Origin of the sequence: Pseudomonas sp. ICMP 561 (genome assembly GCF_002699985.1) — a bacterium.
Taxonomy (GTDB): Bacteria; Pseudomonadota; Gammaproteobacteria; order Pseudomonadales; family Pseudomonadaceae; genus Aquipseudomonas; species Aquipseudomonas quasicaspiana.
Window position 1 is genome coordinate 20,393 of the sequence record NZ_LKBT01000012.1, and the last position, 17,644, is coordinate 38,036.

Annotated in this window: 17 protein-coding genes; 2 read left to right on the forward strand and 15 right to left on the reverse strand. The window is 57.9% G+C overall.

The window, feature by feature from the left end:
- Positions 1-90 precede the first annotated feature (90 nt).
- Genes AO242_RS10305 through AO242_RS10320 form a run of 4 tightly spaced genes read right to left on the reverse strand, consistent with a single transcriptional unit; the run spans position 91 to position 4,722 of the window.
- Entirely contained in the window at positions 91-567 is a 477-nt protein-coding gene (locus AO242_RS10305) for a response regulator (protein ID WP_099268620.1), read from the reverse strand.
- Positions 564-2,876: an ATP-binding protein gene (locus AO242_RS10310; RefSeq protein WP_099268621.1), complete on the reverse strand. Its 2,313-nt coding sequence runs from the start codon at positions 2,874-2,876 to the stop codon at positions 564-566. Before AO242_RS10310 ends, AO242_RS10305 begins: the two co-directional genes overlap by 4 nt.
- Complete coding sequence (locus tag AO242_RS10315) at positions 2,873-3,541, reverse strand: response regulator (RefSeq protein ID WP_027902411.1); 669 nt, start codon at positions 3,539-3,541, stop codon at positions 2,873-2,875. Before AO242_RS10315 ends, AO242_RS10310 begins: the two co-directional genes overlap by 4 nt.
- The gene (locus AO242_RS10320; protein WP_099268939.1) at positions 3,538-4,722 is read right to left on the reverse strand and encodes a sensor histidine kinase; all 1,185 of its coding nucleotides are present in this window, start codon (positions 4,720-4,722) and stop codon (positions 3,538-3,540) included. The genes AO242_RS10315 and AO242_RS10320 overlap by 4 nt, the downstream gene beginning before the upstream one ends.
- Positions 4,723-4,904: 182 nt before the next feature.
- On the opposite strand from AO242_RS10320, the gene AO242_RS10325 reads away from it, so the two are divergent.
- Together AO242_RS10325 and AO242_RS10330 are read left to right on the forward strand one after the other, a co-directional pair.
- Complete coding sequence (locus tag AO242_RS10325; RefSeq protein ID WP_231666232.1) at positions 4,905-5,414, forward strand: SgcJ/EcaC family oxidoreductase; 510 nt, start codon at positions 4,905-4,907, stop codon at positions 5,412-5,414.
- Positions 5,415-5,506: 92 nt separating this feature from the next.
- On the forward strand, positions 5,507-5,689 hold the full coding sequence (locus AO242_RS10330) for a DUF6021 family protein (protein WP_099268623.1): 183 nt from the start codon (positions 5,507-5,509) through the stop codon (positions 5,687-5,689).
- 26 nt (positions 5,690-5,715) lie between these two features.
- Here AO242_RS10330 and AO242_RS10335 read toward each other — a convergent pair whose 3' ends face one another.
- From AO242_RS10335 to AO242_RS10385, 11 genes are all read right to left on the reverse strand, one after another.
- Positions 5,716-7,485, reverse strand: a complete 1,770-nt coding sequence (locus AO242_RS10335; RefSeq protein WP_099268624.1) for a sensor domain-containing diguanylate cyclase — start codon at positions 7,483-7,485, stop codon at positions 5,716-5,718.
- A gap of 125 nt (positions 7,486-7,610) precedes the next feature.
- The gene (locus tag AO242_RS10340) at positions 7,611-8,936 is read right to left on the reverse strand and encodes an MFS transporter (protein ID WP_099268940.1); all 1,326 of its coding nucleotides are present in this window, start codon (positions 8,934-8,936) and stop codon (positions 7,611-7,613) included.
- A 294-nt stretch (positions 8,937-9,230) separates the two neighbouring features.
- Positions 9,231-10,532 (reverse strand): Nramp family divalent metal transporter, encoded by a 1,302-nt coding sequence (locus tag AO242_RS10345; protein WP_099268625.1) that lies wholly within the window; start codon positions 10,530-10,532, stop codon positions 9,231-9,233.
- 303 nt (positions 10,533-10,835) lie between these two features.
- The gene (locus tag AO242_RS10350; protein ID WP_099268626.1) at positions 10,836-11,117 is read right to left on the reverse strand and encodes a hypothetical protein; all 282 of its coding nucleotides are present in this window, start codon (positions 11,115-11,117) and stop codon (positions 10,836-10,838) included.
- Between the two features lie 153 nt (positions 11,118-11,270).
- Positions 11,271-12,800, reverse strand: coding sequence for a histidine ammonia-lyase (hutH, locus tag AO242_RS10355; RefSeq protein ID WP_099268627.1), 1,530 nt, complete (start codon positions 12,798-12,800; stop codon positions 11,271-11,273).
- A gap of 395 nt (positions 12,801-13,195) precedes the next feature.
- Positions 13,196-14,107: a metal ABC transporter substrate-binding protein gene (locus AO242_RS10360; RefSeq protein ID WP_099268628.1), complete on the reverse strand. Its 912-nt coding sequence runs from the start codon at positions 14,105-14,107 to the stop codon at positions 13,196-13,198.
- A complete protein-coding gene (locus AO242_RS10365) occupies positions 14,108-15,007 on the reverse strand; it encodes a metal ABC transporter permease (protein WP_099268629.1) in 900 nt (299 codons plus the stop codon).
- Positions 15,007-15,771, reverse strand: a complete 765-nt coding sequence (locus AO242_RS10370; protein WP_099268630.1) for a metal ABC transporter ATP-binding protein — start codon at positions 15,769-15,771, stop codon at positions 15,007-15,009. Before AO242_RS10370 ends, AO242_RS10365 begins: the two co-directional genes overlap by 1 nt.
- A complete protein-coding gene (locus tag AO242_RS10375; RefSeq protein ID WP_027902422.1) occupies positions 15,768-16,694 on the reverse strand; it encodes a metal ABC transporter substrate-binding protein in 927 nt (308 codons plus the stop codon). Before AO242_RS10375 ends, AO242_RS10370 begins: the two co-directional genes overlap by 4 nt.
- A gap of 36 nt (positions 16,695-16,730) precedes the next feature.
- Entirely contained in the window at positions 16,731-17,306 is a 576-nt protein-coding gene (locus AO242_RS10380) for a DUF6162 family protein (RefSeq protein ID WP_099268631.1), read from the reverse strand.
- On the reverse strand, positions 17,303-17,605 hold the full coding sequence (locus AO242_RS10385; protein WP_099268941.1) for a hypothetical protein: 303 nt from the start codon (positions 17,603-17,605) through the stop codon (positions 17,303-17,305). The genes AO242_RS10380 and AO242_RS10385 overlap by 4 nt, the downstream gene beginning before the upstream one ends.
- Positions 17,606-17,644: the final 39 nt, after the last annotated feature.

Here is a 17,644-nt window from a genome sequence, read left to right on the forward strand (position 1 = left end):
AAGCATTTCTCCTGACACACCGCGATCGCAGCCTTCGGCAGCTCCTACAGATTCTATGTTTGCTGCGCGACAGCGCAGTGCCATGGACAGCTAACGTAACTCTCGTGGCGTGCTCCCCCCACGCCGCTGTTGCAGTAATTCAATCTGCTCCGCCGGCAGCAACTGCCGAAGGCTCTTGTAGAGCACGCGGGTTTCCAGCAGGTTCCAGACCCTGAGCATGGTTTCCAGTGCGTCCAGTGGTTTGCTGATGAAGTCCCTTGCGCCTAAAGCCAGAGCGCGTATCCGGGTATCACGAGTCGCATCGGCGGTGAGTACCAGAATGGGTAAATACTCATGGGGCGGGATACGCCGCCCCAGTTGTTCGAGCACGGCAAAGCCATCAAATTCAGGCATGTGCAGGTCCAGGATTACCAGATCCGGCTCGAAGCTATTGAACAGCTCCAGTGTGTGCGTGGGCTGGGTAGTGCTCAGGACGTTAAGCAGTCCTTCACGGGCGAGTAACTGCTCCATCAGTTCGAGATTGGCGCGTTGATCGTCAATCAGCAGGATACGAAGGTCTTGAGTCATACAGGCTCCGTGAGGAACTGATCAATCTGGTCGTAGAACATCCGGACGTTGATCGGCTTGACCAGAATAGCTGTAGCGCCCGCTTCGCGGAGCACCTTGTGAGTCATCGGCGTGGCGTCGGCGGTCATCATCAGGATCGGGATATTTGCAGTTTGTACAGCGCGACGCAGGCGGCGCAGTATTTTGATGCCGGAGATATCAGGAAGATTGATATCCAGAAGAATCAGGTCCGGCGCATGTCGCGTAGCCAGATCCAGGCCCATCTGTCCCTGCATGCTTGAGAACAGTTGAATGCCCGAGCGCCGCTGCAGCAAGGTTTCTATGAGTGTCAGGCTGGCCAGGTTGTCTTCGATACACAGCACACTGGCCCGATAGGGCGCAGAAGTTGGCTCCGGGTTATCAATCACTGTGCTGATTTGCGACGCGACCACAGCCGTCTCCGGCTGAATGACGGCGTGGGGCAAACTTAAAATAAAACTGCATCCCGCATCTGTAGCGCTGAGTACCTGAAGGCTGCCGTCCATCATTTCCAGAAGATTCTTGCTCAGCGCCAATCCAAGACCGGTGCCCTCAACCTGATGGTCGGCGTTCAGACGTTCAAAGGGCCGGAACAATTTGTGCAATTGATCCTTGGCAATGCCGGGGCCGGTGTCCGATACCGTCACCGAGAGCATCTGGCCACTGCGGGCTACCTGGAGGGTCACTTCACCCTCTGTGCGGTTGTATTTGATGGCATTGGAGAGCAGGTTCAGCAGCACCTGCATCAATCGCTGGCGGTCGGCGATTACACCTTCGTCGGGGCGTATGACTGGCAGGGGAGCAATACGGATCCGCGCTTCACTGGCCATAGGTGCAACCAGCGCCAGCGCTTCGTGCAGGACGGAGCCTAGCGCAATGCGCTCCAGATTGACCGGCAGGTGCCCTGACTCGATACGGGCAATGTCGAGGACCTCATTGATCAGGGTCAGCAGGTGCTGGCCCGCCTTGAGGATATGTCCGATCTGCTGACGCTGTGTCGGCAGTGGATCAATTTCCAGCAGTTGCGCAAAGCCGAGAATCGCATTCAAGGGGGTGCGCAGCTCATGGCTCATGCGTGACAGGAACTCACTTTTGGCGCGGCTGGCGCGCTCGGCTTCTTCCCGGGCTGCGCTCAAAGCGATTTCGGCGGCATGACGGTCGCTGATATCCCGGGTGACCTTGGAAAAACCGCGCAAGGTGCCGCTGGCATCGTACTGGGCGCTGATAACCACACTGGCCCAGAAGCGGCTGCCATCCTTGCGGCGTCGCCAGGCCTCTTCCATGAAATAGCCTTTGTTTCGGGCTTCTCGCAAAGCCATTTCCGGACGCTGAGGGCACTGCTCCGGCAAATAGAAAACGGAGAACGGCTGACCGATGATTTCCTGTTCGCTGTAGCCCTTTATTCGCTCTGCTCCGACATTCCATGTCGTGACACGGCCGCTGGCATCCAGGGCGAAAATACCGTAATCCTTGACCGCGTCGATGATCAGTCGCAAGCGTTCTTCGTTATCCCGTAACGCGCCTTCACGCTGGGCCAGCAGGTGCGCGGCCTCCACCAGACGGGTGCCCAATTGGCCTATTTCGTCCTTTTCCGCAGGTTGCGGCATCAGTGGATGACCCGCAGCCAGCAATTGCGCGTTGCGCTTCACATGCTCGACCCGGCTGACGATGCCTCTGGACAGCAAAAGCATTGCCGCGACAGCGGCGAATACCCCGCAGCAGGCGGCCAGAAACGTGGCGAACACCAGCCGCTCACGGGTTTCAGCAGCGGCTGCGGTACGTTCTTCCAATAATGTGGCTTCACGGTTGCGCATGGCGCTGATCTGTTCTCGCAAGGTGTCGAGCACCTGTTTGTTGCTCACGAGAATATCGGTGACAAGCGCCGGGTCTTTACCGTTGCCCTCACGCAGTTTTGCCAGGGCCCCCAGCTTGATGTTGATCAGCGGAGTGATGAGTTGCAGGCGATCACGAATTTCAGGGTCACGAACGTTGGCATCCAGACGCTGCAAGGCCGCATCAATCAATGGCCGCGCGCTGTTGTAGGCTGGCAGAAAGTCTTCGCGATGGGTGAGCAGATACCCACGTTCGCTGGCGGCTGCCTCGGCGAGAAGGGTGTGAACCGTTTGAATATCTCCTTGCACCAGCAGCACCCGGCGGACATCTTCTTCGGCACGAGCGGTCTGCCGTTCGGCGAGGTAAATCAGCACCAGTGAGGACAACAGGATCACCAGCGGCAGGGCGATTGCGATCAGCGCCTTGCCCCTGAGTGGCAAATCCGACCAGCGACTCATGTCCAGTTTCCGTCAGGCTGGGCAACCAGCCCCAGGGCTATGCCGCGCACCGCAGCCTGGGTTCGGTCAGAGGCATCAAGCTTGCTGATGACGCGTTCGACATGGGCCTTGACGGTGCCGGTGGCGATACCCAGTTTTTCGCCAATCTCACGATTACTGAATCCTCCGGCAACCAGTCCCAAAACCTGACGCTCTCGTTCGGTGAGGTTTTCCCGAGGCGCTGAACCGGCGGCCCGGCGGGTGGCGATACGTCTCAGCAGACGTGCACTCATCGCGCTGTTCAGCGCGTCCTCTCCGGCTGCGACCCGACGCAGAGCATTGATGACCTCCTCGCGACTGGCGTCCTTGAGCAGATAGCCAGCAGCCCCGGCTGCAATAGCCGCTTCCAGATGATCCGGACTGTCGTCCATGGTGAACATCACCACTTTCAGTTCCGGCATGCGTTGTTGCAGCAGGCGTGCGGCACCGAGGCCGTTGAGGATCGGCATGCGCACATCAAGGATGGCGATATCCGGGCGCAGGCGTTCGCAAAGCTCCAGGGCTTCCTGACCATCATTGGCTTGCCCCACGACTTCAAACTCCGGATGTCCAGCCAACAGCGAGATGAACCCTGCGCGGGTCACTTCATGGTCGTCTGCCATGACCAGTCTTATTGTTCTGTTCATGCCGGGACCTCGTTGTTGCCCAGCGGGACAATGGCACTCAAACGTGTACCTTTGCCCGGCTGACTGGCACATTCAAACCGGCCACCGACAAGGTGAGTGCGCTCCTGCATGGCCGTCAGTCCCAACCCTTCCGTCGAGCCATTTCTCGATGCTTGCCGGGCTGCAAACCCTCGACCCTGATCTTCAATCAGCACGGCAACTTCTGCGCCGCGCATTTGCAGGGCAAGCCTGACACTGCAGGGACCGGCATGCTTGAGGACGTTGTTGATGGCTTCCTGTGCAATGCGGAATAAGGTGATTTCAATGACATCGGGCAATCGCTCGGCATATTTGGCCGTCCATTGCACGGCGTGACCCGCTTCGCGCAAGCGATCCGCCTCCTTGTCTATGGCCTGAAGAAGACCGAAGTCATCCAGCACAACCGGACGCAGGCCGCCGATGAGTTGTCGACCCTCGCCGACACAGCGTTGCGCCAGTTGCAGAATCGTTGACAGCTCCTGACTCAAAGGCTCAGAGAGGTCAGGGCATTGGCTGGCAAAACCTTGCAGGCGTTGGTGAAGACCTGCCAGGGTTTGTGCCAGCCCGTCATGCAGGTCGTAGGCGACCCGTTTGCGCTCATCTTCCTGAGCACTGAATAAACGATGAACCAGCTCGGACATGGCCCGCTCGCGTGCCGACAGCGCATCGAGCAAACGACTGTTTTCCAGATGTGCCGCGAGCAGGGTGGCCAGCAGTTGAAGAGACTGCAGGTCTTCGGTATCAGGCGCTGCAATGTTCGCGCTGTTGGCCAGCAGCAGGGCCGCGAAGGGCTCGCCGTCGGCCCCCAGTAGGGGTAGATGCAATACGCAGGGGATTTCTGCACAAGGCTGAACTCGCCATTCCGGCGTCAGGATGGTCCTGTCGAGGAGTGTCGTCAGTGTCTGAAAGCGTTGTGGATTGCCATGGCTGGCGCTCAACCTCGAGGGCGTCTCGCCGGTCCATTCAAGCAGAATGCCCTGATCCAGCGCCAGAAATGCACAGGCTCTCTGTACTGCGCGTTGGCGCATGGAGGAGGGCGAAAGGCGGGTCAGTTCGTGGCCGGTGTCGACGAGCAATCTCAATCGCGCGGCACGACTTTCCCATTGACGGTACTGACTGCGCAGATTGAGCGCGCTGGCCGGATCATCGGAAGGCTTGTGCATGTACTGCTCCAACACAGGGGCCGGATCCATTCGGCAAAAAGTGGCGCCATTAGACCTTTTCCGGTGTGGTGCCGCTATCTGCCAAATGGCATAGACAGATCGCACCAATCGGCTGATTGCCGCACGTTCGAGACGCGGCACAGTAGCTCCACCAAAAGCCGATAGGAATACCGTAAATGAAGCTGAACATAAAAATTTCTGCTGTGGCACTGATCGCTATTCTGGCAACGCCCCTGGTCCATGCTGTCGACACTGCGCCGGTCAAACCGCATTCCTACACGGAGATCGCCCCGCAACCGACTGATGTCAAAGATCGTGAAATCGCCGCTCTATTCGAGCGCTGGAATCGTACGCTGCAGACGGGTGACTCCGCCAAGGTAACCGCTCTTTACGCGAAGAACGCAATCCTGCAGCCCACTGTATCCAATAAAGTGCGCACTACACCTGCGGAGATCAAGGATTACTTCGACCACTTCCTGGTGCTGAAACCAGTCGGGGTCGTCAACTTCCGTGAGATTCGTCGCCTGAATGAAAACAAGGCGCTGGACACCGGCGTGTATACCTTCACGCTTACCGAGGCTGACGGCAGCAAACGTCAGGTGCAGGCACGCTATACCTACCTCTATCAGAAGATTAATGGTGAATGGCTGATCCTGAATCATCACTCTTCGGCCATGCCACAGCAGGGATGAGGGCCCGCTCGTCAGTTACGCTGCACTTTGCGAGCTGCCCTGCTTCTTAAGTGAGTAGCCCAACGCCGTTGGGCATTTACCAGGAGGTGAGTATGGCGACCAATCAGCGTGACCCCGAGCAGGATCTGGGTTTTGACCCGGACTCTCCTGACCTGGCAGACCCGCAGGTCGATCCGGTGGGGCCAGCAGAGTCTCCTGAAGATGGGCATGACCTGGACGAGGACAAACGCGTGAATGGCGACGACAAGTACCCGCCCTATAAGAGCGGCGAGTAACTCTCGCACACACGAGTTAGTGAAGGTCAGGCGCTCAAAAGGAAAGGGCTGCCCATCATTGTCAGCATGATCTGTTCGGCTGAAAGCGGTCGGCTCAGAAAGAAGCCCTGTGCCTCATGGCAACCGTAGCCTCTGACCAGATCCATGCACTTGAAGGTTTCGATTCCCTCTGCAACGGTTCGATAGCCCAACTGATGCGCCAGCTGAAAAACAGATTGAGCAATGATGCGGTTGCGTGGTTTGTTTTCCAGATCGGTAATGATCGACTTGTCCAGCTTGATCACGTTTGCCGGGATTTCATGCAGGTAAGCGAAGTTGCTGTAGCCTGTACCAAAGTCGTCGATGGCGACATCCACGCCAAGCGCGCGAATCTCCGCCAATTGGGCCAGCACATTGTTGCTGGCCCTTATCCATTCACCTTCGGTTATCTCAACCTCGACGCGATGCGGCCCGATATTGTGTTTTTCGCAGCCCGCCTTCAACGCCTGGGCGATATCAATGTGTTGAAAGTCCAGGGCTGAAAGGTTGAGTGAGACTTTGGCCTCGCTGTCGGTCCAGCCAGCAGCGGCAGCCAGGGCATTGTCGATAACCCACCGCGTCACGATGCTGATTTGCCCGGAGCGTTCGATAAGCGGGATGAACTCAGCGGGGGATACCGGTCCGAAAACTGGGTGATTCCATCGAAGCAATGCTTCGGCGCTGACCTGACGGCCATCCTCAAGTCTGAAGCGTGGCTGGAATACCAGCGAAATATCGCCTCTGGAAAGCGCGCCAGCCACATCGTGGATCAGGGCGTCGGAACGACGAGACGCGCTATTCGGGTCTTCATCCCAGACAGCCCAGTCAATTCCGTCCCGGGCAGCTGAGTCCGCTGCAGCCCGTGCTTTGCGCAGCAGGTCGCCGATTGATTGTTTTCCGTCCCCGCATGCGGCAATACCTATGCGAAGACCGGGCAAGGTGGATATCGAATCTTCGGCGCAGGGTTCGCAAACCATTGTGCTGAGGGTAAGGATCAACTCGCTTTGATCCTGAGGTCTGGCAGGAATCAACAGGCACAAGTGGCGCTCGCTGATATGGTAAGCCGTCAGCTGTTCACCCAGCGCCTGGCTAAGGCGAGCGGTGATGTCCTTCGCCTTTGCATCAATGAGTCCGGAGTCTTGTTCAAGCGCAAAGCCATGAGCCCACTGGCTTTCAAGAATCTCGACAACCATCAGTACCCGTGTTGAAGCCTCAGCATCCAGCCATGGACCTGCGTTGTCGGTCAGAAACTGGCGCAGATTGGGCAGACCGCTTGTGGCATTGCACATGCTGGTCTGTTGTCGCTGTTCGATCTGCGAAATCACCATCTCGGCCAGATCCTGAAGGACCAGTGTTTCGGCATGGCTGAGTTGATGAGGAAATTTGTCGATGAGGCACAGGCTGCCTATTGCATGCCCGTCACGCGTGATCAGGGGGGCTCCGGCGTAGAAACGGATGCCGCCATCAACCGTCACCAGCTCATTATCCATGAAGCGTGGATCAGCGCAGGCATCAACGACCTGCATGACGCCTTCCTGCTTTATCGTGTGCGCGCAGAAAGACTGATGAATAGGGGTTTGCGGCTTCGGAAAGCCGACTCTGCCCGCGAACCACTGACGATCCTTCTCTACCAGCGACACCAACACGGTGGGTACGTTGAAATAGGCTGAAGCCAGTCGGCAGATGCGATCAAAGTTCTCGTCAGCGGCGGTTTCCAGCCACTGGATGGCGCGGATCGCCGCGAGACGTTGTTTTTCGGCTTGTAATGATAATTGCATAGACGTTCCGGACAGCCGCAGAGTGGTCTCGGTATTGAGAGGCCTTGTGCCATCATAGCTGGGACGGCTTACTCTGCAGAAGGTTTCCTACGAACGGCACTATTTTCACTTTATGTGAGGTTCGTTCAGCTTGCGGCAGCGGGGGATTTGCCTGTAACCAGCCGCAATGCGCTGGAAATGCTGCCAACAGCCGCAAAACCGGCACCAATGGCAAGCGCCAGAACCGGTCCATGTTCGCCGCTGATACCGAAGCTCAATGCGACCAGTGCTGCGCCTGTCGCTTGCCCGATCAGGCGTGCGGTAGCGATCGTGCCACTGGCACCGCTGGCTCGCTCTTTTGGAGCGCTGGTCATCAGAGCCTTTTGGTTTGGCGCCTGGAAGAACCCGAAACCGAGCCCGCAGATGATCATGCGAATACCGATTTCCCACGCACTGGCGTCGGCGGGAATCATCGTCAGCGAAATCATCCCCGCGCATAAAATCGCCAACCCGATACCGCCCAGCATCCCTGGCGCATAGCGGTCTGACAGGCGTCCGGCAATGGGCGCGATCATAGCCACGACCACCGACCATGGAGTCATCAGAAATCCGGTCTGGATCGGGTCGCGGCCCAGAACGGTTTCGAAAAAGAACGGCAGCGAGACAAAGGCCAGCCCCTGGGTGGCAAATGAACAGAAAGCGGTGAGGGCGGAGAGGGCGAACATCGGCCGCTTGAGCAAATCCAGCGGGAACATCGGCGCCGGGTGACCGGCTTCGCGGCGCAACATCAATGCGCCCGCGATCAGAAAGGCTGCCAGAGCGATCAATACACTGGTGTTTGAGCCCAATTGGGCCGCTTCACCCAGAGCGTATATCAGTCCGCCGAAAGTAATCACGTTGAGCACGGCGGTCAGACGATCGAAAGTCAGGGTGCCAGGCTTACTGGCGGGTAAAGAATTCCAGGCGAATACCAGGGCGAAGATTCCGAGCGGCAGGTTGATTGCAAACAGCCAGGGCCAGTTGGCGACCGACAATACTAAAGAGGCGATGGTGGGACCGGCTGCAAATGAAGTGCCCACCACCAGCGCGTTCATGCCGAGCCCTCGGCCCAGGTGTTCGTGAGAAAAGATCGAACTGATCAGCGCCGCATTGACCGCCATGATGGCGCTCGCTCCCAGCCCCTGCATGACTCGGGCGATGGTCAGGGACGGCAGCGACCAGGCAAAGGTACACAGCGCCGAAGACAACACGAAAAGAATCAGTCCGCCCAGATAAACCTTGCGATGGCCGATGACGCCGCCTAGCGCGGCAAATGGCAGCAAAGTCGCCACAGCGGCGAGCTGGTAGGCGTTGATGACCCATACCGAAGCGGCAGGCGATGCATTCAAGTCAGCTGCGATGCTGGGCAATGCTGTATTGGCGATGGCCGTATCCAGCGTGGCGAGGGCAATAGACAGGAGAATGGCGACCATCCCGCGAAACTCACGAGATGTCAGCCGGGTGGCAGTGGGCGAAGAGGCTTGATCCATTACCAGCAGGGCTCCGTATATTCGAGCAGGGATGCCTGCGCTATGCAGACGCTAGAGTGATCCTGCTGTTTTACACGGCTGCTGTGCAACGGTTTGTTGCAAAATGTTTTCAACGCTAAAGGCACATCAGCTGTAGGAGTAGCCGAAGGCAGCGATGCAGTTTGTCAGGTAAACCGCGATCGCCACCCCGGCCACTCCTGGAGGAATGGGTTCAGATCAGAAGAGCCATTTTGTCCCTCAGCTCAGCAAATCAGTCCCCAATTGGAACGCTACCCACAACGCCAGACCTGTCGCGAATACCAGAGCAATGTTCTCGAACAGGTTGTTGCGGTATTGCTTGTCGAGCAGCTTTTTCTGGTTGGACATGATCAGCAGGCCCAGAGAAATGATTGGCAGACCAATGATGTTCAGTGCATTCACGCCGATGGTCAGGGTCACGAAGTCCGGCATGCCGGGCAGCGACCACACCAGTGGAGTGACCAGAATGAACAACATGAACCATTTGTGCATCGGGTCTTTGTGGAACTCCTTCCCGTATTTCTCGCGACGTTTCGGGAGGATGTGCTGGAACGCATCGGTGATCAGCATCGGGAAGGCCGTTGTCTTGCCCGCGATGCTGGCGAATAGCGTTGCGAACACGCCAACAAAGAAAATGTACCAGCCCGCCGAGCCGAAGAACATTTCCAGGGCTTTGCCCAAGTCCTGCAAGTTGGTCACCTGAATGCCGTTCGGACGCAGAATTTCTGCACCCACAACCCAGATAGCCAGGTTGATGATAATGCCGACGAATACCGCAAACAGCAGGTCATTACGCTGCATGCGTTTGTGCTGGGGGCCTATCCAGCCTTTTTCACGCATCACATATGGGTGTACGAAGTTGGCGATGGAGCCGGCAACTGCACCGATCACCGAAACCGCCACCAGCAGTGCGCCGTGTACACCTTCATCCGGTGGAATGCTGAAACCTATGGTGCCTTTGAGAATGCCGACCATATCCGGCTTGGACATGATTGCCAGTGCCAGAAACGCCAGGGTCATCAGTGCCAGCAAGCCCTTCATGACGCCTTCAATCATGTTGTAGATGTTGCGTCCCACCAGCAACCAGACCGCGATCACTACCGCGAAAGAGCACAGCAACGGTTGATTGATATGCAGCAGCATGGCCAGTGCTTCGCCTGCGCCTTTGATCATATAAGCATTGATCAAATGCCCCATGAGCAAGGCGTAGCCGAGCATGAACCAGGCAAAGACGGGATGGAGCTGGGCGTAGCCTTCGAGGATGCTCATGCCCTTGTTATTGCAGAGCTGGAAGCGGGCAATAATGTTGACGATGAGGAATCTGAGGAGCAGCGAAACCGCCAGCACCCACATCATGGCGTAGCCGTAGTTGGCGCCTGCCACTGAAGAGGTGATCAGATCACCGGCCCCCAGCCATGACAGCACCGCGATAATGCCGGGGCCAAGAAGCTTGGTGACTTTGGCAAAAACCGATTCACGCGCAGCAGTAGCTTTTTTATCGACTGAGCTGGTGCTCGTCATAGGAGTATCCCCATTGTTATTTTTAGTGAGACGGATGCAAGTCGAACATAACGTCAGACGTCGTACAACATCAGATTTTTGATGGAGTGTGTGCAGATGTTTCGGTTGGAGAGGGTAGAGATTGCAACGTTAGGTAAGTTTGCAGAACGTGACATATGAGGTTCGACGTGGGACCGGCTTTAGCCGGAAACAGGCCGATACAGATGACGCATCTGTATCGTAAAAAAGCCGCCTTCCCGGTTAAAGCCGGTTCCACGTCAATATGTCTGGGTGGATGCCGTCCATGACACAGAAATCGCCGATCTAGCCTCCGTCAGTATCAATATCTGCGTCCTTGCCTTGCGTTGGATGCAGGTTGTTGGGGACTTTTTCCGGTTTTTCTTCAGGCTCGTAATCAGGCGTGTACGTGTTACCACCTGATTCCTGATTCTGCTCAAACTGGGTGTCAGGCTGACCCTGCGGCCTGCCTTGGGATTGAGAGTCGTACCCTTGAGTCTGTTGCTCCTGGGTCGGTGTATCGGGGGCATTGTCCGGTTTGATTGCCGGGTCGTTGCGGTCGACTGGATCCTGATTTTGATCGCTCATTGTTCACCTCTGATTATTGTTCAGCTGCGATGGCTTACAAAAATCTGAGGACGTCGTTACGGGGTCGTTCGATCAATATGACGACCGGCAACTGATTCGTTATGAATGAGCACCATTCTTGCGGATGGCGCTCAGTTAACAACTCAATCGGAGTCAGCCGTAGAGACGCTCGAACGGCAACCAGCGTGCAAATGCACCTTCTTCCACCCAGGCACGTGCCGCCGCGATGTCCGGGGCGAAATAGCGATCTTCATCGTAGTGGGCGACTTCACTACGGATCATCTCCAGCACTTCGCTGAGTTTTTCCGAGGTGCGCAGCGGTGCGTGCAGGTCTACGCCTTGCGCCGCTCCCAGCAGTTCAATCGCTACCACCGCGCTGCTGTTACCCGCCATATCCAGCAAGCGCCGCGCAGCAAACGTTGCCATGGATACGTGGTCTTCCTGATTGGCTGATGTGGGCAAGCTATCGACCGACGCAGGGTGGGCCAGGGTCTTGTTCTCGGATGCCAAAGCTGCTGCCGTGACCTGAGCAATCATGAAGCCCGAATTCAGACCGCCTTCCTTGACCAGAAACGCAGGCAGACCAGACAACGCCGGGTCTACCAGTTGTGCGATACGGCGCTCCGAAAGTGCACCGATTTCCGAAATCGCCAAGGCCAGCACATCGGAGGCCATGGCGACGGGTTCCGCATGAAAGTTACCGCCTGACAACACGTCGCCATCAGCACTGAACACCAGCGGATTATCCGACACCGCATTGGCTTCACGCAGGAAAACTCCCGCAGCGAAACGCATGTGATCAAGGCATGCGCCCATGACTTGTGGCTGGCAGCGCAGGGAATACGGGTCTTGTACGCGGCCGCAATCCACGTGCGACTTGCGTATCTCGCTGGTAGCCAACAATTCACGATACAAGACTGCCACGTCGATTTGGCCGGGTTGACCGCGTACCGCCTGAATACGTGGGTCGAACGGTACGTCGGAGCCTTTCAAGGCTTCGACACTCAGGCTACCGGCGACCACGGCTGCGGTGAACAGCTTTTCCGTGGCAAACAGGCCACGCAGGGCCAGAGCGGTGGAGACCTGGGTGCCATTGATCAACGCCAGACCTTCTTTCGGGCCCAGTACCATGGGCTCGAGGCCCGCCAGCGCGAGACCTTCGACCGCGTCCATTTCGCGACCCTGATGACGTACCCGACCCACCCCGATCAGCACGGCTGACATGTGCGCCAGCGGTGCCAGATCCCCTGAGGCACCCACCGAGCCTTGCGACGGGATGCATGGATAAACCCCGGCAGCGTAAAGCGCGCTCAACGCCTGGATGACTTCCCAGCGAATCCCGGAGAAGCCTCGGGCGAGGGAGCCGACTTTCAGCGCCATGATCAGCGCCACGCTGGCGTCATCGAGCAGCGGCCCGGTACCGGTGCAGTGTGAAAGCAGCAGATTACGTTGCAGTCTGGCCAATGACTCGGTGGGAATCGACGTGCGTGCCAGCAGGCCAAAGCCCGTGTTAATGCCATACACGGTGCGTTGGTTGGCAATGATTTCGTTCACAGTGCGGGTGCTGGCGTCGACCACTTCACGGGCAGATGGATCAAGTTCAAAAGGGCTTTGCTGCTGATAAATGGCGCGCAACTGATCGAGATTGAACTGACCTGGCTTGAGTAGAAGTGCTGCTGGCATGGTGCGCTTTCCTGCTTGAGTTGTAGTTTTTGCCGAACCGGCCCGGAATTATCCCCGAGGTCGGATACGTGAGTTATATCATCCTGTATATACAAGATAAGGCAAAAGCCGGGCCAAGCAAATATGTTCCCGGTTTTGTTGGACTGTAGAGGATTTGTATCGGTGGGCTGCGGCGTGCCTGTCACCGAAGGTGGCATCGACTGGTGCGGGATGCCCGGCTTTGGGGCGGCTGGAAACGTTTGGGTGTGGAGGTTGCGTTCGCTTGGCAAGCACTGGATTTGTAGGAGCTGCCGAAGGCTGCGATCGCGGTATGTCAGAATAAATGCATCCCAGCCTTCGGCAGCTCCTACATAAAACGTACTTCAATCCCTCAAAATTGCAGATATATCGAACCGTTATTTTTTCCCGGCCAACGCCTGCGTCACCTGCCCGATATTGCCCTGCAACTCGGCCAGTGGGTCTTCACCGTCCAGAGTCAGGACCAACAACTTGCTACCTGCCTCGCTGATGGCAGCTTTCACCGGCTCCGGCGGCTGGCGATGATCCAGAACCAATGCCACATCGTTGTCCTTAAGGGTGTCGGTCAGCTTTTTCAGGGCTTCGGGTGTCCATTGATCGTCGGGCAGTATTTGCGTGCCAGCCAGTTCCAGGTTCAGGCCGCTGATCAAGTAGCTCAAATGGTCGGAGAGGCTGACCACGCTGAGGTTGTCGGCGCTGGCCAGGCTCGTTTCGCTATCGGCAGTCAGTTTCAGCAGTTGCTGTTTCAGGGTCGACAGATTGGCTTCGATGCGCGGTTTGGCGGCGGGGGCGAGGCGCACCAGATCGGCAGCCATGACATCCGCCATGCGGCCCATATTGTTGCTGGAAAGCCACGGTTGGCTGTTCAGCCCATCCACGCCCTGGCCCGGCTGCACGGCAATACCCGGCAAGCCGCCGTCCACTGGGCGTGCGGCGTCGATTTCGACGATGCGGATATTGCTGCGTCGTGCATTGGGATACAGCGGATCATCGGCCCAGATCGAACGTAGACCGATCACCGCATCGGCATCCACCGACAATTTACGCAATGCCTCGACACCGCGACCGGTGAAGTACGCCGTCTGGCGTGAGCCAGGCAGGTTGGCTGCTGCGGCGCGTTCGAGTACCACGCCGCTGTTCTTGAGCAGAATCTGCCCCAGGCCAAAGGTGATAGGCAGGCTGGCCAGCACGCGCACAGGTTTCTGATTCTCAGGCGCAGTGGATGCGGCGTGAGCGTTGGCGGCAAACAGGCCGGTAACAGCGAGTGCCAGGGTCAATTTACGCAACATTTATCCAATATTCCCTTTGAGGCTCGGTACCGTGCCGCGAGCGATGGCAGCCAGAGCGAACGCCATACCGGCGACCAGAATGATCGCCGCGCCGGACGGTACAGGCAGGTCGAAAATGATCGGCAACAGAATGCCGCACAAGGTACTGACGGTAGCGATGGCCACCGATATCCAGAAGAAGCCTTTCAGCGACTGACTGAGCAGGCGGGCGGCAGCGGCCGGGATCACTAGCAATGCGCCCACCAGAATTGCGCCGATGACCTTGACTGCGGCGACGGTAATCAGCGTCACCAGAATCACAAACAGGTAATCCAGCGTTTTGACGGCAACGCCGCGCACCGCCGCGAGCTGCGGGTTGAAGCTGGCCAGCATGATCCGGTTGTACAGCGGCAGGCTCAGGCCCATGACCAGTGAACCCACCACCGCCAGCACCAGAAGATCGCCACTGTTGACGGTCAGTACCGAGCCGAACAGCACGTTCTCCAGAATATGGATGTTGATCTTGCCTGCCAGAATCAACAGCAGGCTGGCGCCAAAGGCCAGCGATACCGAGAGGAACACGCCGATCAGTGTATCCGGTGCCAGACCGGTGCGATTACGCAAGTAATTGAGGACGATGCCGAACAACAGGCAATAGCCAAATAGCGCGCCGTACGGACTGGTGTAGGGTTCACCCAGCAGGATACCGACGGCGACACCGGTCAGCGCAGCATGGCCCACGGCTTCGGAGAAAAACGCGAAGCGCTTGACCACCACCAGCGTACCCAGACCACCGAGGACCGGACCGATCAACAACCCGGCCAGCAATGCGTTGACCACGAAGCCGTAGGCCAATGCTTCCGGCAGATAACCGGACGACGCCAGTCCTTGAATGAAAAGACGAAACTGCTCGTAGTCCATCAGGCAGCGCTCCCTTTGCTTGTTTCAACAGCGCGAGGATGGGCAGAGAACAGGGTCAGCAGACGATCCGGGGTCAGCGCGGTGGCTGCCGGTTCGTCGAACAGCACCCGGCGATTCAGGCCTGTGACGTTATCCGCCAGCCGTTTCACCGCTTCCAGATCGTGCTCGATCCAGAGCACGGTGATACCTGCCTTGCGCCAGTCACCCAGCAGACGTTCGAACACTTGAATGCCCGCTTCATCCAGAGCTGACATGGGTTCATCGAGCACCAGCAGTTGTGGCGCCGGGATAAGGCCCTGAGCCAGCAGCACGCGCTGGCGTTCACCACCGGACAGCGCGCCCATGCGTCGCTTGCGTTTGTCTTGCATGCCGACCCGCTCCAGCGCTTCACCGATGGCCGCTGCGTAATGTTTCGACAGACCGAGAAACGCCGGACGACGCTGACACATGGCGGCCATGAAATCATCGACGGTGATCGGCAGGCCGCGGTCGAACTCCAGTGCTTGGGGCACATAGCCGATCAGTCCCGGCGAGCCAGGCCATTGCAGGCTCAACTGTCCCTGGTGGGGCATCTGGCCGAGCATGGTTTTGATCAGCGAGCTTTTGCCGCCACCATTCGGGCCAACCAGTGCATGAATGCTGCCAGGGCTGACCTTGAAACTGACGCGATCGAGAATCACCGTGCGGCCCAGGGTCAGGCTGACATCGGCGAACTCCACGCCCGGTCCGTTGCCGGTAAGCGTGATTTTTTCAGCAGCGGTCATGCCCCGGACTCCTGAATGGCGCGCACAACGGTATCCAGATTGCCTGCCATTTCCTTCTCATACTTGTCGGCGGTGTATTCACCGTAGGAAATGTGCGAAAGCGGATAGAGCTTTACACCGGACTCGCGCTGGATGGTTTCGACGTAGGTGGACGGAAAGTCCATCTCCGAGAAAATCACTTTCACGTCCAGTTCGCGCAGTTGATCGATGGTTTTCTTCAACTGGCTCGGGCTCGGCTCGATGCCGTGAGCGGGTTCAACCACTGCGGTCACTTCCAGACCGAACTCACGCAGCAGGTAGTCGTAAGCGGCATGCACGGTAGCCACCCGTAAATCGGCGTTGGGTGCTTTGGTCAGTTTGGCCAGTGCATCAGCGCGCATCTGGCGCAGGCGTTTGCCGTAGGCGCGGGCGTTGGTGGTGTAGGTTTTGGCGTTGTCGGGGTCAAGCTTGCCCAGCTCCCGGGCAATGTTGTTGACCTGCGCGATGGACGCACTGATGGACAGGAAGGTGTGCGGGTTGACCACTTTGCCGGCGCCCCGAGCAGCCACGCCGGTTGCGGCCAGCAACGGCACGTCGGCGTTGGCTTCGATCACCGGGATATCCGGTTTTTCGCTGGCAGCGATCATGCGGTCGGCGAAATCATCGTGACCTACGCCGTTGAGCACCACCACGTCGAGCGAACCGATGCGCTTGATGTCGTCGGCACGTGGTTCGTAAGCGTGTGGGTTGAAGCCTGCCGGAATCAATGGCACGACCTCGGCCTTGTCACCCACGATATTGGCGACATAGCTGTAATAAGGATGAAGGGTGATACCAATGCGCAAGCGCTTCGCGTCGGCATGGGCCAGTGGCGAGAGGAGGGTCGCTAGTAGGCCGACCAGTACCACGCGCAGCAGTGGGCGGCGTTTCAGAGAAATAGGCATGGGCAAGCAGTCTTCTTTCAAATGAGTGCGAGGGGGTCAGTGTTTGTGCTGGCGAGTCACGCCTGCATCGAACTGGGCGACGACTTGCTTCCAGCCCGAAGCGATCAGGGCCTTGTCGCTGACATCGGTAATGTCCTGGCTCAACGAAGGACTGCGATTGATCCAGATGTCAGCTTGAGCATCGTCAGTCGCTCCGATACGCAACAGAAAAGATCCTGCAACGGTGGGGTTCTGGCTCAATCCGAGGTAAGACTTGTCGATCATTCGCCAGGCATGACCGCCACGGCTGACCGAACTCGCGTCCTCGACAAACGGGGCGAGACCTTCCTCGCTGAGTTGCTGCGGCGTCACCGGCGTGACTTGCTCGGGGGCCAACAGGCGAATTTCGTCCAGCGTGACGCGCAGGTCGGCATAGATACCTTGTTCGGACGCCGTCAGGTCTCGCCGGGCATCCAGCTCATGGGCTGCCACGCTTTGCACGTCCTGGCGTTCCCCGTGCCAGCCTATGACCGTCCCGGCAACCAGCAGAATGATCAGGCACAACGCCAATACATAAAGCGTTTCGTGACCGGCCCCTGCCGGACGGACGACTTGATGGGTCGGCGTACTCATGGGGCTTCGATATCCGCTTGGTCGATTTCCACCACGTGACCAGGGCCCGCGTCGAACAGGACATAAAACTCGGAAGCGGGTTTTTTGAAGGTGACTGTCGAGTCTTCACCCAGCTTGCCGGGCACCAGAATGGTTTCGTCGTAGCCGATCACGTCAAGGGTCACGCCCGGCGCGCCGCTGCCATCCGAAAAGCCGCCGGTGCAGCGAATCTGTTCGTTATCGATCTGTTTGCACTCGCACATCGGGTTATGGGCCAGCGCATTGCTGCTCAGACCCAGGCCAATCAGGCCCATTGTCATCAAGGGCAGTGCTTTGACACCCAGCCAGCGCAGATAAGG